Annotated in this window: 11 protein-coding genes and 1 pseudogene; 1 reads left to right on the plus strand and 11 read right to left on the minus strand. The window is 43.5% G+C overall.

All coding sequences use genetic code 11. The features are described from left to right. Window positions 1-359: 359 nt before the first annotated feature. Window positions 360-1004: a hypothetical protein gene (locus ACFG4S_RS31710; protein ID WP_392532828.1), complete on the plus strand. Its 645-nt coding sequence runs from the start codon at window positions 360-362 to the stop codon at window positions 1002-1004. A gap of 135 nt (window positions 1005-1139) precedes the next feature. Here ACFG4S_RS31710 and ACFG4S_RS31715 read toward each other — a convergent pair whose 3' ends face one another. From ACFG4S_RS31715 to ACFG4S_RS31765, 11 genes and pseudogenes are all read right to left on the minus strand, one after another. Then, complete coding sequence (locus ACFG4S_RS31715; protein ID WP_392532829.1) at window positions 1140-2243, minus strand: TIGR03032 family protein; 1104 nt, start codon at window positions 2241-2243, stop codon at window positions 1140-1142. Between the two features lie 626 nt (window positions 2244-2869). Then, the gene (locus ACFG4S_RS31720; RefSeq protein WP_392532830.1) at window positions 2870-3610 is read right to left on the minus strand and encodes a HEAT repeat domain-containing protein; all 741 of its coding nucleotides are present in this window, start codon (window positions 3608-3610) and stop codon (window positions 2870-2872) included. Window positions 3611-3779: 169 nt separating this feature from the next. After that, complete coding sequence (locus tag ACFG4S_RS31725) at window positions 3780-4625, minus strand: HEAT repeat domain-containing protein (protein ID WP_392532831.1); 846 nt, start codon at window positions 4623-4625, stop codon at window positions 3780-3782. Continuing rightward, window positions 4612-4875: pseudogene (locus tag ACFG4S_RS31730) on the minus strand (phycobilisome linker polypeptide); the annotation flags it as partial. The gene ACFG4S_RS31725 and the pseudogene ACFG4S_RS31730, both read right to left, overlap by 14 nt. Before the next feature lie 160 nt (window positions 4876-5035). Continuing rightward, window positions 5036-5905: a phycobilisome rod-core linker polypeptide gene (locus ACFG4S_RS31735; RefSeq protein ID WP_392532832.1), complete on the minus strand. Its 870-nt coding sequence runs from the start codon at window positions 5903-5905 to the stop codon at window positions 5036-5038. A 172-nt stretch (window positions 5906-6077) separates the two neighbouring features. Further along, on the minus strand, window positions 6078-6890 hold the full coding sequence (locus tag ACFG4S_RS31740; protein WP_392532833.1) for a phycobilisome rod-core linker polypeptide: 813 nt from the start codon (window positions 6888-6890) through the stop codon (window positions 6078-6080). A 166-nt stretch (window positions 6891-7056) separates the two neighbouring features. Further along, window positions 7057-7545 carry a phycocyanin subunit alpha gene (cpcA, locus tag ACFG4S_RS31745; protein WP_392532834.1) on the minus strand — a complete coding sequence of 163 codons (489 nt, stop codon included), beginning with the start codon at window positions 7543-7545 and terminating at the stop codon, window positions 7057-7059. Between the two features lie 83 nt (window positions 7546-7628). Further along, on the minus strand, window positions 7629-8150 hold the full coding sequence (locus ACFG4S_RS31750; protein WP_392532835.1) for a phycocyanin subunit beta: 522 nt from the start codon (window positions 8148-8150) through the stop codon (window positions 7629-7631). Between the two features lie 422 nt (window positions 8151-8572). Then, window positions 8573-9319, minus strand: a complete 747-nt coding sequence (locus ACFG4S_RS31755; RefSeq protein WP_392532836.1) for a phycoerythrobilin:ferredoxin oxidoreductase — start codon at window positions 9317-9319, stop codon at window positions 8573-8575. 66 nt (window positions 9320-9385) lie between these two features. After that, entirely contained in the window at window positions 9386-10117 is a 732-nt protein-coding gene (locus ACFG4S_RS31760) for a 15,16-dihydrobiliverdin:ferredoxin oxidoreductase (protein WP_392532837.1), read from the minus strand. 298 nt (window positions 10118-10415) lie between these two features. Continuing rightward, a complete protein-coding gene (locus ACFG4S_RS31765) occupies window positions 10416-15395 on the minus strand; it encodes a PA14 domain-containing protein (RefSeq protein ID WP_392532838.1) in 4980 nt (1659 codons plus the stop codon). Between the last annotated feature and the right edge of the window lie 476 nt (window positions 15396-15871).

Genomic DNA, 15871 nt, shown 5'->3' on the forward strand with positions numbered 1-15871 from the left:
ATAAACTCCGTTAATCAAGGCAAGGCTTTTTTGACAAAGCCTGTGTCTTCTATTTTGACGCTTTCATTTTAGCTGTCACTATATTGGGGAGTGGGGAGATGGGGGAGACAAGGGAGACAAGGGGACAAACAAAACTCCTTACTCTTAACTCAGCACGGGCTAAAGCCCCGCTACCGCTACCGCTAACAGCACTCACCCTCAGCACTCACCACTCACCACTCCTAACGCCCGATGCCCAATTCCCAATTCAATCATCTACAAGTGTTATCCTTTTGTTGATCTATTTCTTAACTTGATTAGACAGATGTTGCAGCAAAAAAGATTAACTCAGTCATATTAAGAGTGTGAATACTATGTTTATGCCTAGAGAAAACCCCACGTATATTTTATTTTCTAACTGGCAACACACACTCCAACCCTTTGGTATTGACCAAGTAGGAGCTGAGAAAGCCTTTAATCTGTTGGTTGCTGCTTACTCTACCCCCAATCGCCACTACCATACACTGAAACACATTCATCACGTCCTCAACACCATTCAAGTTTTGCAAGGTTACAGCAACAACTTAACAGCTGTTCAAATTGCTGCCTGGTTTCATGATGTAGTGTATGACACTGAAGCTAAAGATAATGAACAAAAAAGTGCAGATTATGCTGTTGAGTTCTTGAGTAATTTAGGTATTTCAGAAAGTATTATAGCTATTGTTAGTCGTCTGATACTTAATACTAAAGACCACCAAGCTAAGGTGGATGACTGTGATAGCCAAGTTCTAATTGATGCAGATTTAGCGATTTTTGCTGCTAATTCAGTTGAATATACAAAATATGCCCGTGCTATTCGCCAGGAATATAGCTGGGTACCAGAAGCAGAGTATATAGTAGGTCGTCGGCAGTTTTTAGAAAGATTTTTACAGCGATCGCATATTTATTCTACGCCTTTAATGTTGGAATTCGCCGAACCATCTGCCCGTGGCAATATTCAGGGAGAAATTCAGTCTTTAGGTTAATGATATTGACCAAATAAGGTAAAAGTAAAAAGTTCAACAAACCCTTTCCTAGCTTGAAGGTGCTGTATATGGGGCGTTTAGCTGGTGCTGGGTGCTGAGTAAAAATACCAGTCCCCAGTCATTCTTTCATCCTTTTTAATCATTTGGAATCACTGCACTTGGTCGCAGCCAATAGTTCAACTCTGGTGCAGTAAATGCTTGGCGGATTTCTTTTCGTTCCTGATTCAAAACCATCGGACGCTGCACGCCAGGGAGAAACTGCACATCATAAAGTTCTTGACAGCCTGTGGTGAACTTCAGCATCCCCACTTGCTGCCCATTTCGCAAATCCACAACGGCCACACCACAAAGCAACTGCTCAAACCGTTGGGTAATGGGCAACCCTCCAAAAATATGCCGTTCCCGAATCTGGCATAGTCCGACTAGAGCATAATACCCGACGCAGCACAATCCCCGCAGAAATCCAGGGAGTACACAGACTACTTGTTTGTCTCCTGATTCCGGATGAATGCGCCATATTTCCCCTGCACCAGAGTTAAGTAACCACAAAAACCCGTCATGCCAAATTGGGGAATGGGGCATTGATAATCCATCTACAATGATTTCATTACTCTCTACTTCCACCACGACCCCACCGTTGGCTTTGCCTGGTCGCCATCCCCCGACGGTATCTGTAGCACCGAGGGCACTGACATACTTAGGTTTTCCATCCACCATTGCTAAGCCATTCAGGTGACATCGGTCTTCTGGCACTACTTCAGAAATAAATTTGGGATGCCAGCGCGTTACAAAGCTAAAGTCTGGACTCAAGGTAGAAAGACACGAAAAGCGAGTGTTGACAATCCACAGCCCTTCTCTGCCAAATTCTAGGTCATGAATGTTCAGGTCGCCTGTAAAATATGTCATCCGTGGCAGATAAAGGGCATCGTAGCGTCCAGGCTGGTCTTCTAAGAACTCATAAGCTAAAGCGGGAGCATTGGCTAATAAACAAACTTCGTGATGGCTAGCAAGTGCCAGTCGTGAACCATTTACTGCCAATCCCATTGGTTTGGAAAATTGGCGTAACAGCATGGTTATTTGTTCTCCATTCCAGCCTACTAATGCTAGTTTTCCAGCTTGGTAGGTGGTGATAGCAATTGAGCCTCCAGCTTGGCTTAGCCAAGAGATAAATCCGCGATCGGCGTCACACTGAATTAAGTTATTCTCTTCTGGGGTAGTAATATTAGAACTAGCTAACATAAATAAAATTTGAAATTTTGTTGGGTAAATAATGTCAAGGGGGAATCTACGTTTCAGTGTTTAGTGCGTAAGTCCTGAATGTTCGAGTAGTAATTTTTCTTTTACAGATTTATGTTATGGTAGTGACTTTTTTTCAAAGAAACATCAATATATATACTGAAGATAAATTTGGTCAAAACTTGAATAATTTGCAACCTGGATCATCAGGTTTTATCCTATAGCCGTGATTCCCATCCTTCGGCTTGAGAAAGTAGGTAACTGTAGCCTCTAGTGGTCTGTCCCATTAATTTTGCAGGGTTTGGAGCGATTTATCGCTCAATTTTAAGCACTGAAGTGCTTACTACAAACTTTTATAAACCTTCAAAACTTTTGCGATAGACCACTAGTACTTAATATTATTAACCTGTTACGCATTTAACTTAGGAATAAGAATTAAATAACATAGAATTTATGTCCCTGGCTTACCTCACCCTCAATCCCTCTCCTTATAAAGGAGAGGGAAGCTAGAGACAGAATGAAGTTTTGCATCTTATTTAATCCACGTTCCTTATACATTTACCTCATAATGAATGACCGTTGACTGATGACCAATAACTGTCAACCGTTGGTTTTGAATTTGAAATTTTTCAGCGTCTGCTACCACCACGATGAGGTAATTCCTCAACTTCAGTATCTTGTAGCTTTTTTGTAGGTGCAAACAGTTCTTGATGCTGTTGCAACTGAATTTTTTCTTGTGCAAACTTTACACGGGTACGAACTCCGAGATCTGCATCTGTATCCAACATTTGTTGAAGTTGATTTGTAATCCGTAAAGCTCGATCGGGTGAAGTTATTGCGTTGTTTACCGCCGCAGGCATCGCTAGTGTTTCTAAACTTGTAACTACTGCATAACGCACAATCCATTCTGGATCTTGAGAAATTAATAATAATGCCTCTAGTACCTGAGTCTGAACAGATTCTAATTTCTCAGGTGGCACTTGATGCCAACGCAATGTGCCTAATCCCCTAGCTGCTGCCCGTCGTACACTCAAGGAAAAATCGGTTTTTGCCGCCTCTAGCAAGGTATCTAGCGCCCGGAAATCCCCAATTCCCGCTAATGCACGAATTGCCCAGGCTCTAGCACCGTAGTTGTAGTCATCAATTAGTTGTAATAGTGGCGCTACTGCGGGTTCTCCTATGGCAATCAATCCATCTACCGCTGCCACCGCCGCTCCTGGATTGTTGTAACCCAAGGCTGCAATTAAAGTGGGAACAGATTCCTCTATACCGGCTGCTGCTAACTCTTGAACTGCGTCTAATAAGCGATCTGAAGAATCCGCTTCTTCCACAGCACGGATCAATATTTGAGCAAGGTCACTGTTATTCATAATAATTTTTTATGATTCAGTAGTCGTCAGCCAATTGTAGCTTAGGTTATCAGTAGTTGCAATGATACATAAACCCCAAACCCTGATTTATTGCTTGGGTTAGGGGTTTATATTGGTTAAACATTTGATTTTCAGGTATTAATGCAAACTCATTATCTAAAACTTAGAACTATAACAGCGAGTCCATCAAATTCATGACTTTAATTGCACCTTCTGATAAAGTACTTGCTGTTGTGTTATTAACTTGATGTTCTAGTAATCCTTTAAGAGAAATTAGTTTCAAACTATTTTCCGCGAGAGTCTCGGCGATCGCATCTGCTGCGGCTAGATAACCAATGGCTCCCAAGTCTGCTAACACTGCTCGACGCAATTGTAATTTATCACCCGCCAAAGCCTTTACCAATCGTTCTCCATAAACTGGTTCTTGGGTTAACTGATACATCGCTCGTGCGGCAGCATATTGCACTAGTTCTATGGGATGCTCAAGAAATGGCTTTACTAAAGGGATACACTCAGTCGCCCTCAAGCTTCCCAAGGCTTCTAAAATAGCGTCGTAGGGTTGAGACAAATCAGGCTGATTTGATATTAGCTGCTCTCCCTCTAAGCCTACTTGCAATAGCTTAATTAGCGCCGGAATACAAACCGGATCGCCTAGCATTTCTAAGGATTGCGCTGCCGCTTCCCGTACATAAAAATCTGAGCAGTCTAAAGATGCAATTAAAGGTATTACTGCTTGGCGATCGCTCAGTTTACCCAAGGCTCTAGCTGCGTTCCGTCGCAGAGGATATCCTCCTTCTGGCGTTCTGTCGGCTTCATCTTCCAAGGCTGTAATCAATGCTTTAACCACAGCTGGTTCACACACCCGAAACCTACCCAACCACCAGGCAGCATAAAAACGTAAGCCTAAATCTGCACTTTCTAGATTGGCGATCGCTTGTTCTACTGTTAACGATTCACTGTCGGTAAAGTCACCTGTTAGTGATAAATCTTCAAATTTCTGCGGACTTGAATTCATCAGAAGAAGGATTGCTCTGTTCGCTATTTGTTTTATCACCATTCAATGGCTGAATGCTGACTATTTTGCCACCTAAGCGAGTAATCCGCTGCATTTCTTGATTCATTCGGTTCTCAGGCACTGTAATAAACTCAGCAGCACTAGAACGAATGGGATAGCCTACTTGTTGGGTTTCTTCACTTTGACGCAAACCGACTACTTCATATCGAAAGTAGCGGTTACTAGTTCTACTACTAATTTGTCCGAGCATAAATCAACTCCAAATTTTAAAGTTGTCATTAGTCATTTTTCATCTGTCTTTTGTCATTTCTCCTTTGTCTTGCGTCATTTGTTTTTTATTTCCAACTAATGACCAATAACTAATGAACAATGACCAATGACCAATGACTAATGACCAATGACAAATAACACTAAAGTGGTTTGACGCTGGCTATTTTACCACCTTGCTTTTGTACTCTTTGGAAGTAACTAGATAGTTCTTCGTATGGGATCACCACAGCTTGATTGACACGACGGATGTTAGGATATCCAGCGCCAAAAACACCTGCTACTTCAACGCGGAAGAGTCTGCCTTCTTTACCAAAAGTTCCTGCACCACCGAAAGTACTGTTGGGGGTAACACCTTTGGCGGAAGCAACGTAGGCAAATCCAGAGGGACCACCAGAAGGAGGAACAACCACGGATGCACTATTACGACCTAATTCGCCAGCTAGGCGAGAGGAAGTGCCTTTGAGTTGAGAGCGATCGCTACTGGCATAGCCGCGATAAAGTTGGAATATCCGGCTAAATCCAACAGTTTTTTGTCCTTGTTGGGTGCTAAAGCCCCGATAGTAAGGCACTATATTGTCACCAAAGCTAGTTTGATATTCTGGCGAATCAATATAGGAATCAATGTCGGCTTCATATCCCTTGGTTTGGTACAAGTCTAAGTGATAGATCACCTCAGACTCATCATAAGGCGCACGACCCAACAAGTGTTTGTAGTTCAACTCAATGACGCGAGTCTGAAAACTGTTGTAGAAAAACTTGGATTTATACAGTTCTGATTTCGCTACTTGACGCACAAATTCTTGAACTGTACTTTTTCCATCACGTAGAATAGATTCAGCACTTGTGAGGCGCTCCGATTTCATTAAATAATCATTGCCCAACAACTGACGATAGACAGCAGATATTACTCTCTCGATGTCTTCTTTAGTTGCATTTGGACGCAATTCCACAGGAGCATTATCACTAAAAGCTTCTGTCCCCAAACGGGATGCTGCTGTTGTAATCGCCATTTTTAAAAATCCTCCTTGAGTAATTGGTAATTAGGAAAATTTAGGAGTTAAGAGTTAAAAGTTAGGAGTTAATAATAGAGGTAGAGTTAGGAATTCAAAACTTCTAACTTCTAACTTCTAACTTCTAACTCCTGACTCACAACTCCTAACTCCTCACTCACCTATTCCCTATTTATACAGGTGTGATGCTAAGCACTCTACTGCCCTTGCGGTTCAGCTGCTGTAATTTACTAGAAAGTTGTTCGTAGGGTACGACCAATTCTGCTGTACCCCGCCGCACTACAGCTGAGTTCGGGGAAGCTGATTGTAATACTCGAATCCGGTATGTTTCTCCTCTACCACCAGTAGTCAGGCCGGTCAACGATCCTGTAGAGGCTGGGTAGATTGGCGAGGCCAAATTCTTGGCAACTTCCCAGGTTAAGCGTCCTTGCTTCTGTCCTTGAGTGCGATCGCTGCTAGCATAACCGCGATACAGTTGGAACAATCGGCTATAACCAACATTTTTCTGTCCTACTTGACTCTTAAAACCCCGATAGTAGGGTACGATATTTTCGCCAAAGCTCTCTTGATATTCTCTTGAGTCAATGTACGAGTTAATCTCAGCTTCGTAACCTTGTGAGTTGTAAAGCTCAACATGGTATGTAATTTCTGACTCATCTTCCGGGGCGCGCCCCAATAAATGCTTATAATTCAACTCGATAAACCGATTCTGGGAGTTCGAGTGAAAAAACTTTTCCCGATAGAGTTCCGATTGAGCAATGGCTAGCACGAATCCCCGGACTGAGATTGTACCTTGCTGTAACAGTGATTCTGCACTGATCAAGCGATCGCCTTCCATCAAGTATGCATTACCTAAAACCTGACGGTAAGCTGCTCGAATGATTACTTCCACATCCGCTTCGGTTCTATCAGGACGTAGTTCTGCCAGTTCTGAGTTTTCAAGGGATGCAATCCCTAATCTTGCTGCTTGTCCCAAAGCTGCCATCTTTAAACCTCCTCAGTTTTTTTTAACTGCAAAACTGAAAATTTTTTAGAAAAATTTTTTCTAGTCTTTTAACAGTCGTTTGAAAATAAAACTGCCCAGAAAGGTAAACCAACTCTTAGCTTCTTGCCAACAGAGCTTGTTTCCCTTTCCGGGCTAAATACACTCTCTAGCTTAGAGCGTTAATTGCGTAGTCGATGTAAGAATTAGCTTCTACAGCAGGATCGCCGCTTAGACCGTGGTTAGCTTTGATGTACTTCAGAGCTTCAACATACCAGCTGGGGGAAAGGTCAAAGGTGCGATTGATTTCAGCCAAGCCGGAAATCAAGAAGTCATCCAATGGACCTGTACCGCCAACAACTAAGGAATAGGTAACGATCCGCAGGTAGTAGCCGATGTCACGCGCGCACTTTGCTTTACCTGTATTGGTAGAAGCGAAGTTAGGACCTTGCTGTTGAGTGGTGTAGGGAAACTTGTTGTAAACTGCTTGAGCTGCACCTTCTGTCAAACGTTGGGCATTAGCTGTCAAGCTTTTTGCTGCTTCTAAGCTAGCAGGAGCTTGGCGGAAACGACCAAAAGCGATTTGAATTTCTGTGCTGGAGAGAAAGCGGCCTTGAGAATCTGCTGCTGCAACTGCTTCGGTAAGAGGTGTTTTCATGGGTTTAGTATCTCCCTATTTACAATTTTGTTGAAATTTGTTTTGTCTAACTGACAATTGTCAGCTAATCGCTTTGAACTGGTTTATGCTACAGCAGAGGCAGCACGATCAAAGTAGCTAGCAACTTCAGCTAACAAAGCGCTGCAATCGCCTCTGGTGATTCCGTTGGGGTCGCCAGCGATTGCCAAAGCAGCATCTTTCATCTTTTGCACGCCAACTGATACAGAAGCACCAGGAGTTCCTAGAGCCAAGTAGGTTTCGCGTAGACCGTTCAAGCAACGGTCATCCAATACACTGGCATCACCTGCAAAGATTGCATAGGTAACATAGCGCAAGATGATTTCCATATCGCGCAAGCAAGCAGCGTTCCGACGGCTGGTGTAAGCATTACCACCAGGAGCGATCAACTGGGGTTGTTCAGCAAACAGAGCGCGAGCAGCATTAGCAACGATCGCAGAGGAATTGCTGGTAATCCGGTTAACGGTATCTGCACGCTTGTTGCCTTCTTTAACGATGGCGCTCAAGGCATCCAATTGAGCCGCGCTGAGGTACTCACCTCTTGCATCAGCTTGGGAAACTACTTTTGCAAATGCATCTAATACCATTGCTTTTATCTCCTAGTTTGCTTGATTAACAGACTCGTTGGACTTCAAAAGAAAGAAGTTTTTACTTTAAGCCTGACTTCAGACTGTCTGAGCAGATTGGAAAGACCAACAGACATCTAAGGTATAAGTTTAATGTTTTCCGGGTTTCCAATTAAATTTTTTTTTACAAAACTTCAAATTTCTATCACCGACTGGAAAACCTGGTCAATAGGCATTGTACTTGCCTTGCGATGTCGTTTTTTCCTTCCAAGTCCTCTTTATACAATGCTGTCGCGTCATTTTTTATTACAAATTATTGTTATGTCTTTTAATTTCCTTTACATAACTTCACATTTTTATGTACAGTTATTCAGAAGATTGGGCATTGGGAGTGCTGAGTTAGGAGTTTTGTTTATCTCGTTCTCCTTCCCCCTGCCCTATGCCTACTGAACCGCTGTTAATTTTCTCTCTAAATCGAATAAAAAGCCGTGGATATATTCTTCAGTCCATTCAGCACCATAGAAGCGCTTGAACATACCTCGTGCTGGGTCTTTTTCAGCTCGATATCGGAGGTATCGTAGTTGGGCTTGCTCAATAGCTGCTAAATTTTGGGAATCTGTGACAATTTCTGCTTGCTCGACAAAATCCAGATAAGCTTTCAAATAATCTTGGAAAGCAGCAAACACCTGAGTTTCTACTACAGCAGTTTCTTGGGGACGAGTCCACAGAAAAGCGGGAGAGAAAAAAGGTCGTGCTTCTTCGGGAAAATCTCCTCCCCAAGTCAAATGTTGTTGATGAGCGTGGAAAATGGGCAGGATTGGTTCAGTATACTTTGCTTGATACGTTGGATCGTCTCGAAACAGGGGTTGCATATCCAACGCAATGAGATGTCCTCCAGGTAATGTCACCAAATCTGCCCCAAAGAAGGGCAAGTCATAATTGAGGTGGGGGAAAATCACAAAATTCAGGACTTGCAGCGAATTGCCACCTTGTACGTGAGCTGCACGAATTTGCCGCAATTTTGGGGTTTGAAAGGCATAACTTGTAGTGACAACCTCTTCCTGATTTTTTCCCTTACCTACAGTAGCGGTTTTGGACTCAAACCCAGTGGGGATAGGATAGGGTTGCAAATCCAAACGCGATCGCATGTGAGCGATCGCATAATCCAGAAATGGCTGATAGAGTGTCACGTCGCTTCGCTCCGAATTCAAAATTCATTCAAAATTAATAATCTTCAATTGCCCATTTTTATGTAGTTATCTTTTGCTACTGACTGCTAAGGGCACAGCATCTTCAAATAAGAATTCGTGGAGAAAGCGCTCTGACCATTCATGACCAAAGTAGCTGCTAAATAGACCCGATGCGGGATCGCGGTCTGCACTATATTGGTCATAGTCTTTTTGAGCTTTGATAATCCGCTGGATATCTTCTGGATCTTCCAGTGGTTGGGCATTTGCTAGCATTTCCCAATACAAGCTTAAATAATCCTGAAAAGCTGCAAAGACACGCGTTGCTACAGTTTCCGGATCTGTTTTGGCAAATAATAGGTACTTAGAAAAATACTGATTGGCATCGTAAAACTTCATTTCTAAGTTTTGCGACAAATCTGGGTATTTATCATGGAGAGATTTCAACGGAACTATATATTTTTTCTGATAATTTTCATCCTGAAATAAAGGCTGAAAGTCAAGAACAATCAGATTTTTAACTTTACCAAAGGATAAAAAGTCAATACCTAATAGGGGTAGATCGTAGTGATGGCTGGGATAAACCACACTATTAAAAATTTGGGCGCTTTCTCCAGCATCAATGTATGTATAGCGAATTTTCCGTAACTCTTGACATTGGTGACACCAACTGTTTATGGTTGCGGGATTTCTGCCGCGATCGCTAACTTTGAATTCCAAACCAGGGGGAATAGCCCTACTTTGTAAATCAAACCGTTCAAATAACTCTTTTTCTAAAAATTCTAGGAAAGGCTTATACATAGAGCATTACTTGTTAACCCTTGCATGAAAATAAATGATGTCAATCATGCACGTCTCATTTCTGAGAAACAAAGCAACATTCCTTAATGGGGCATTGGGCATCCCTTCGACTTCGCTCAGGGCAAGTGGGCATTGGGTAAAGTCGCTAACTGCAATTACTTTAACCTGTCACAGATGCTACTTAAGAATATTCTGTACTTTCAGGCACAAAATTTAGATGCGCTTACTGTGGGGCGATCGCTTTTTCGTAGAGCGATCGCTTCAAACAAATCAAAAACTGAAAGCTGACTTAGTTTAATCAAACCCAAGTTGCGCTATCCGATCCTGGTATACGAGTAAAATCACTGGCTTGCCAAATTCCATTGACTTTAGTAGCACCTACTATGCCTTCATGACTCCAGTCCTTTGGCTTATCGTATTGTTGACCAATATTACCAAATCGATTCCGTTCATAATTTGAAAGAGAGAGATTATTTTGAGTGAGCAGGCTTGTAAATACCTGAACGACCCCACCATGATATTCGCCATTAAGGTCTAGAGACTGGCCATTTCCATTGAAACGAATTACGAAAGAGTTGTTTGCAGTAGCTGCCCTGTCATTATCTCCATAAAGACCTCCCGACCCATCTAATGCAACAAATGCTGTAGATATATAAGCAGCATCGCGGAAGTCTATGACTGTCTCTTTAGCTGATGTATTTCCATCAATGTCATAGTATGTTCCTCCACCTGGAAGACCAGAATCAGCAGGATCAAGTGCGACTATACTGTTAACCTTGCCGAAAAGTCCACCGATAGTTGCACTCACGTAAGAACCTAAACTATGACCAAAAAGGTTAATTTGGCCTGCGGTTAGTCCCAAATCTTCCAATATATTCTTTGCCCAAGCAGCAACTGGTAAAATCGCTCCAGCCGCATTGAAAGGAATAAGATAATCTCTTGTATCATGTGCTGGTTTTTTCCAATCTAAAGCCAGAATTTGATAGCCACTGTAAGCTGCTGCCGCTGCTTTTGCTAATGATTCAATTTCATTGTCTTCTGTTAAACTCTGCCCATTCGGATTATTACCATGAATTATTACAATGGTATTCTTTCCAGATTCAATTCCGCGCCCCTCAACACCTTGCTGAATAATTCCGTTACTGTCATAACGCCACAGACTTGCTCCTCCACTGTAATTTCGGTCTCCATTTTTGATATCTCCAGATAGGTTAACTATACGGAGATTGTAAGGAGTTTTCGCTAAGTTGTCAGGATAAATACGAATGTAATAGTCACCTGAAATCTCAAATGCATAGGTAATCGCTTCAGTACCAGTGCTAAAACGTCCGGAGATTGAAAGACTTCCCCCATTGCTGTCTAGTAGCTGTAAATCTGCATCTCCAAACAGTCCATCCAGCCCTAAATTAATCCGGCTTGGTCTATCAACATGGAACTTGTAGTAGTCATTGTAGTCACGACCATAGTTCTCGGTATACCCAATTTGGCCAGCTTGGAACAAGTAACTTCCAATAGTACCCAAATTAGTTGCACGACTGAGTGTTGCATCTGGATCAGAAGATGTTGGCTGTGGAGTTGGTTGCGGCTGTGGAGTTGGTTGTGGCTGTGGAGTTGGTTGCGGCTGTGGAGTTGGTTGCGGCTGTGGAGTTGGTTGTGGCACTAGACTAGGCGGAGTGCCATCGATCATTGCACTAGCTACCCAATCCTCAGTTCCTGTAATATGAAACCATTTGTTATCAGGGGTTCCAATGCGATAATCATTGATAGTTTCCCCAGTAGTCCAACCATCAAAGTTGAGTCTAGTGTTGTAACCACTAACGCCATCAGCATCATCAGTTGTGTGAACACCAAAGCGCAGGTTAGCCCCCCCCCTCGGCATCACAGTTCCTGAGAAGCTTTCATGAGTGTAGTTAGACGGACCACTCGTCCTTTTTCTCCAAGATAAATCAACCGATGCATCTCCAGTAGCCTCATACATCTGGAAATGCATATCGTATGCCCCAGCAGCTAGCTGAACCGTATACTCCTTATAATTTCCATAAGCTTGCTCCCAAGAATCCTTCGGTGTGATGTAGACCCAATCATTTGTACCCTGGCGTCTCGCTAGAAGTTGGAAGCCATCATCTGCCCGAATGCTAAACTTGTAAGTCCCGCCATCAAACTGAGTTTGAGTATAAGCCCGCACGGTAAACATATCCGTTGGCAGACGATTATCATGATTGACAGAACCAGCTCCCCAGTTAGCTAGGATTCCAGCTTTGCCATCTGCCCGTATCCCAGAACCCAAATTGACTACCCCGATCGCCATTGGACTTGAGATGCCCTGATTCACTTGTGCGATCGAAGGCTGACTTCCTCCAACTGTATTCCAGTTAGAAACAACCGCAGTCCATTGTCCCTGCTGAGTCTGATCCTGAAAAACCTGAGCCTTTTCCCAAGACAAATCAATCGATGCATCGCCAGCCTTTTCAAACATGTGGAAATGCAAGTCATACCGACCAGTAGGTAGGGCGTAGGAATATTCCTTGTAAGTGTCATAAGACTGTTCCCAGGAACTTTGCGGCGTGATATAGACCCAATCATTCGTACCCTGGCGTCTGGCTAAAAGCTGGAATCCATCATCACCCCGAACCTTGAATTTATAAGTTCCGCCATCAAAATCGGCAGTAGTAAAGGCACGAACTGCAAAGTTATCCGTAGGCAAGCCTAGATTGTTTTTAACGGCTCCTGCCCCCCAATTTGCTTGAAAGCCTTGCTTGCCATCAGCGCGAGTTGAAGAACCTAAATCGAGCAACGCCACAGCTTTAGGATTATTGTTATAATCCCCCTGCCAGAAGTCTGTAGAAGGCTGTCCTTGACCATTCCATTCAAAGACAGTTGCTTGCCAATTCGCTTGTGTCGCACGCTGTTGAATATCTTTCCTCCAATCCAACTTAGCGGTTGCTAATCCAGTATCTTCCCGATATTCAACTTCAATTTTGTGCCACCCAGTCGTCATCGATCGCGTCAGGAGATAGTCCATAGCATTCCGTCCACCCCAGGTATCGTGAACCAGAGCGCCATCAATCTTGACCCGCATTCCATCATCCACACTGGGACGGAAGCGATAATTCCCTTGTTCAAAATACAAGTTTCCTGCCCACCGCACTGAGAAGTTATCATTACCGATACCATTTCCAGGTCCACCTGCTCCCCAATCATAATTAATCCCACTATCAATTTTTGTAAAGACAGGTTGCCCAGCCAGGGCATTGTTGTTGAAATACTCCCCTCGGAAACTATTCATGGGAGTCACCGGATTATCAGTACCTCCACCACTAATCTTCCAGTTAGAATCCAACACCATATCTGCTACCAGATTGGTTACATGGGCATTCCCATTCATCTTCCAGATAACGTTCTCGCCCGTTACCCCTTTGCGCCAGAAAATATCCGCCTGTCCATCGCCATCAAAATCAGCTGTGCTAACAATCTGCCAACTGAGATCGGAGACACGCTCTACACCCAAATCACCCAAATGCGTGCCACCATTCATCCGCCAAACTAAGTTATCCCCACTGACTGAATTCCGCCAGAGTAGATCCGTTCGTTTATCTCCATCAAAGTCAGCAACTCCAACAATCCTCCAATTCAGGTCGGTGACACGATCGACATTCAGATTGCTGACATGGGCATTTCCATTCATCTTCCAAATTAAGTTGTCGCCTGTCACTCCATTGCGCCAGACAATATCCACTTTTCCGTCAGTATCAAAATCAGCTGTTCCGACAATTTGCCAACTTAGATCGGCAACTTTCTCAACACTCAGATCGCTAACATGAATACCGCCATTCATCTTCCAGATTAAGTTATCTCCCGTGGCTGAATTCCGCCAGAGCAAATCGGCTCGACTATCGCCATCAAAATCGCCAGTTCCAACCACTTTCCAGTTTGTGTCTGCAACTCGGTCAATTTTTAAGTCCCCTACATGAGTGTTGCCATTCATCCGCCACACGAGATTTTCACCTGTGGCCGCATTCCGCCAAAACACATCGGCTCGACCATCCCCATCAAAATCATTTGTGACTGGTAGAAGTGCTTTACCCTGACGATCTTGGGCAACGATTTTGCCATCCTTGGCGATCGCCACAAAGCCATTCTCAAACTCTTGATACGCCTTGTAACCCTTGAAATTAGCGCGCTCACTCGTCATCGTAGCGAAGCCCAAACCACCGTTTGTCTTGTCGAACCCACCCAGCGAGCGGTAGACTCTGAGAATTTCACCCTGAACCCTGTAAGGACCGCCCTTGGGTTGCTCAATCTGCTTACCCAAGTCATCTGTATATTTTTCAGTTCCTCCCAAGACTTGCTGCCCATCTTTCAACATCAGGATGCTATTTCCATCAAGCCCTCCCGTGAACTCTTGCACCCAGCCTGTGACAACTCGCCGGACTGCACCCGTAGCCTGTCCAACCGAATCATGCCCAAACCAAGCATAATCATCCTTCCATTGCAACTCTGTACCATTGGGCGCACCCTGACCGACTAAATCAAATCGATCGCCACCACGCTTACTGTAAATCGGGGTAACAACACCACCACGATTCACCAGTTGACCACCCTCAAAATCCATCACAGAACTACCATCCGCCTGTTCATAGATGGCAGATGTCGGATTACCCAGCCCTGAAGCCACCCCATTTAACCCATTAGTTGCACTGGGATTTTTGGTATAATTGTTCGTGTAATAATCCGCGATCGCGCCATACATCAGAAAAACATTCGGCTGCCCCTGAGCGCTTCCAAATGCAACAACATTGCTAGACGGGTTCTGATAAGTACTAATGCCACGGCTGTTGTAGAACGAACGAATTACCCCAGTTCCAAAATAAGAACGAGTTGCCGTCAAGTCAGCACTGTCTGGGTTTCCTAATGCCGTCGCCGAATAGTTTAAGCTGTACCCCGTCGTAGCGCCTTTATCGCCAGCATAAACCTGCACAAAATAAGTGCCTGGGGCTAAAGATACATTAATCGAATCCAGTCCAACCCCCTTCAGCCCTGAAGTTATCAGTACCTCGCGATCGTCAATCCGTCCATTGCCATTTGCATCTTGTATAACCTGGATATCCGCATTACCATTCAAACCTGGTAAAGAAAGCTTCAAATCGCTAGAGCGACTAATAGTCAGTCGATAAGTATCGATTGGATTAGAAGCACTAATCGAATCCACAAGAACACGATTGGTTGTAGACAAATCAAGGGATTTGGCTAAATTCAGGTTCTCTGAGTTAAGTGGCATGGTTGATAGCTAAAATTCAATACTTATGTACACTTGTTAACTAAGTTACTTCAGACATGAATTAAAACCTGAGGTAATAAACACGGATGTGCATTTAAAGTTTCTGTGAGTCCAGGCAAATGTATCTTCAAATGCTTCGCTAATTGAATCGACATCTGGTAAAAAAATGTAGAGACGTAGCAGTGTTACGTCTCTGGATTACGCATATTTAATTTCTGGAAATGCCTAATAGTTCTCTTTCTCGTGCTGTTTCTCCAGCCTCAAGAGCTTTGTTCTTTCATACTAAAAAAATACTAATTAGACAGTTTGGAGGTAAATTAATTGGGAGCATCTCAGTTTTGCAAATATACCAGATGAGAAACAAGATTCTTGCTCCCTCTCCTTGGTAAGGAGAGGGTTGGGGTGAGGTTTTACAAGGCTTTTTACGAAAGTGAGATGCTCCCAAGTAATTCTCTTGTCTCCAAACTGCCTATTCC

The organism is Nostoc sp. C117 (genome assembly GCF_043099735.1).
GTDB lineage: Bacteria > Cyanobacteriota > Cyanobacteriia > Cyanobacteriales > Nostocaceae > Nostoc.